This window comes from Arthrobacter sp. 2YAF22_2 (genome assembly GCF_052114645.1).
GTDB lineage: Bacteria > Actinomycetota > Actinomycetes > Actinomycetales > Micrococcaceae > Arthrobacter.
The window spans coordinates 1-2,138 of sequence record NZ_JBFRFD010000571.1 but is presented as its reverse complement, the minus strand read 5'-3'; the positions used below and the strand labels follow the sequence as shown (position 1 = coordinate 2,138).

The following is a 2,138-nucleotide window of genomic DNA, read 5'->3' as shown; positions in this document are numbered from 1 at the left end:
TCCGCGAGGAGGGGCCCTACTGCGTTAACCGCGAAGTCTAGTCGACGGGAACCGGCGCCTTCTCGTTGAGGCGGCTGGTCTCGTCGTGCCAGTCGGAACTGAGCGGACGGAGGTTCGGTTCGACGGCGCGTGCGTGGTGACCGCAGAAAAGCAGTTCACCGCCGGAGGCTTCGAGAACAACCCGGACGTATGCCTGGGCTCCGCAACGGTCGCACCGGTCAACGGTTGTGAGTGTGCGATCCGCAACTGCTGTAGTCATGTTGGGCCTCCTTGGTAGATCGTTACACCTATATAACCAGCATTCGTGGCGATTCCATGGCAAGGATGGGTCAAGTTCGCTGACCGCGTATCACGGCCCCATAACGGCTGCCGCGAGGTGCCCGCCGCGTCCTCCGTTCGGGGAGTGGCAACCCGGTGTCAGGCGGCAAGCCGACTAACCTAGGAAGAGCGACATCCACGCACCGTCCCCGAAGGAGTTTCCAACCCGTGGCACCAAGTTCTGATTACACCGCCCGGCATCTCTCTGTGCTGGAGGGCTTGGAAGCCGTCCGCAAGCGCCCGGGCATGTACATCGGCTCGACGGATTCCCGCGGACTCATGCACTGCCTCTGGGAAATTATCGACAACTCCGTCGATGAAGCCCTCGCCGGTTTCGGCCACGACATTAAGATCATCCTGCACGCCGACAACTCGGTCGAGATCCACGACGACGGCCGCGGCATCCCGGTCGACGTCGAACCCAAGACCGGGCTCACCGGCGTCGAGGTCGTTTTCACCAAGCTGCATGCCGGCGGCAAGTTCGGCGGCGGTTCATACACCGCCTCTGGCGGCCTGCACGGCGTCGGCGCCTCGGTCGTGAATGCCCTGTCCTCCCGGCTGGACGTTGAAGTGGACCGCGGCAGCAAGACCTACAAGATGTCCTTCCGGCGGGGCGAACCCGGCCGCTTCAAAGACCCCGGCACCAAGCCCGATCCGGCCGCCGTCTTCGAGCCTTTCGTCGACGGCTCCGTGCTCGACATCGTCGGCAAAGCCAAACGCGGCGTCACCGGCACCCGGATCCGCTACTGGGCCGACCGGCAGATCTTCACCCCGGACGCGAAGTTCTCCTACAGCGAGCTGGCGGACCGCGCCCGACAGACCTCTTTCCTGGTCCCCGGGCTGAAGCTCACCGTACGGGATGAGCGCCGGGCCGCGGGAACCCCGGGAGAGCTCGGCCCGCACGAGGAAGTTTTCCACCACGACGGCGGCCTGTCCGAGTTCGTCGACTTCCTCGCCGCGGACCCCGCCGTCACCGACATCTGGCGGCTGCACGGCGCCGGCAAGTTCAAGGAGACCGTCCCGGTCCTGGACGACCGCGGCCACAGCCAGCTCGCCGAAGTAGAACGCGACTGCGAGGTCGACGTCGCCCTCCGCTGGGGCATCGGCTATGACAACACGGTGCGCAGCTTCGTCAACATCATCTCCACCCCCAAGGGCGGAACGCACCAGTCCGGCTTCGAGCAGGCCCTCATCAAGACCTTCCGCAAGGCCGTGGAGACGAACGCCCGCAAGCTGAAGGCCGGCAACGACAAGATCGAAAAGGACGACATCTTCGCCGGTCTGACGGCCGTGCTGACGGTCCGTCTCGCCGAACCCCAGTTCGAGGGCCAGACGAAGGAGATCCTGGGCACCTCTGCCGTGCGGGCCATTGTGGCGAAGGTGGTGGAGCAGGAGATCAACGCCAAGCTCACCTCGTCCAACCGCAGCGACAAGGCCCAGTCGGCGCTGCTGCTTGAAAAGGTCGTCAGCGAGATGAAGTCACGCATCTCGGCCCGCGTCCATAAGGAGACCCAGCGGCGGAAGAACGCGCTCGAGACCTCCTCGATGCCCACCAAGCTCGCGGACTGCCGGACGGACGACGTCGCGCGGTCCGAACTGTTCATCGTGGAAGGTGACTCGGCGCTGGGCACCGCCAAGCTGGCCCGCTCCTCGGACTTCCAGGCACTGCTGCCGATCCGCGGCAAGATCCTGAACGTCCAGAAGGCCTCGGTGGGGGACATGCTCTCCAACGCCGAGTGCGCGGCCCTGATCCAGGTGGTCGGTGCCGGCTCCGGCCGCAGCTTCGACATCACCGCCGCCCGCTACGGCAAGGTCATCCT

2 protein-coding genes are annotated in these 2,138 nt (G+C 65.4%); one reads left to right on the top strand and one right to left on the bottom strand.

Annotated features, from left to right (window positions below; translation table 11 throughout):
* Positions 1 to 37 precede the first annotated feature (37 nt).
* Positions 38 to 259, bottom strand: a complete 222-nt coding sequence (locus AB4Y86_RS17405) for a DUF7455 domain-containing protein (protein WP_441403418.1) — start codon at positions 257 to 259, stop codon at positions 38 to 40.
* A 227-nt stretch (positions 260 to 486) separates the two neighbouring features.
* On the opposite strand from AB4Y86_RS17405, the gene AB4Y86_RS17400 reads away from it, so the two are divergent.
* Positions 487 to 2,138, top strand: a 1,652-nt coding sequence (locus tag AB4Y86_RS17400; protein WP_441403417.1) for a DNA gyrase/topoisomerase IV subunit B, incomplete at its 3' end; no start/stop codon positions are given.